This window comes from Oleiphilus sp. HI0067 (assembly GCF_001635735.1).
In genome coordinates, this window is the sequence record NZ_LWFI01001076.1 from 1 (window position 1) to 1,043 (window position 1,043).

At 45.4% G+C, this 1,043-nt stretch carries 1 protein-coding gene; it reads right to left on the minus strand.

All coding sequences use genetic code 11. The features are described 5' to 3' along the window. Positions 1 to 1,043 (minus strand): M3 family metallopeptidase (locus A3739_RS14925; protein ID WP_231877090.1); only part of this gene is annotated, 1,043 nt, incomplete at both ends.

Consider the following 1,043-nt stretch of genomic DNA (forward strand, 5'->3'; position numbering starts at 1 on the left):
ACCCGCCGCATAACCGCCTGCGAAAATATGCGTAAACGCGTTAGCAAAACGTGCGAATGATGGAACAGGCACAACGGATATATCTGCTTGCGTGCGTTCTAGTAGCCCTTGTATATCGGTTTTATCCTTTTGATATTCATGATGTAAACAGAAATCAAACAAGCCAAATTCCAATTGACGAACAGTCTGCATTCCAGCCATAAAGCTCTTGGCTTTCATCATCTTTTCAATCAATGCGTCAGGCAAGCTCTCCTTGTCATCGACATGTGACGACAAAAACTCGAGCGCTTCGGGCTGCCAGCACCAGTTTTCCAGAAATTGACTCGGCAACTCAACAGCGTCCCAAGGCACACCAGCGATCCCAGAAATCTCAGGATAAGAAATCTTAGTCAAGCAATGGTGCATTGCATGACCGCATTCATGGAATAAGGTTACGACGTCGGAATGTGTCAGCAAACTTGGCTTTCCGTCACTCGGCGCAGCAAAATTACAGACCAAATACGCAACAGGTAATAAAGGCTCTTCTTTGTCGAACTCTGTCAATTTATGACATGTACCTACCCATGCGCCGCCACGTTTTCCATCACGCGAATACAAATCCATGTAGATATACGCCAAGGCTTGACCATTTTGCAAAACTTTAAAACAGCGCGCATCGGGGACTGGCGTACTTACCCCTTCTTGCTCTTCAAGCTCAACACCGAAAACGCGCTTTAGTACTTCAAACAAGCCACTTAAAACCGTTGGCAAAGGGAAATATTGGCGTAGTAATTCCTGATCGACATCAAATCGTTCCTTACGCAAGGTCTCCGTCACAAACGGTACATCCCATGCAGCTAGCTCAGCCAATCCGAATTTCTGTTTTGCATAAGCTGTCAGCTCAACAAACTCCTTCTCCGCAAGAGGCTTAGCTTTCTCATGAAGATCGTATAAAAAATCGAGGACCTGCTGCGGCGATTCAGCCATCTTCGTTTGCACCGATAAGTCTGCATACGAAGCCAAATCTAATAATTCAGATTTACGTAAACGTGCATCCATAATGT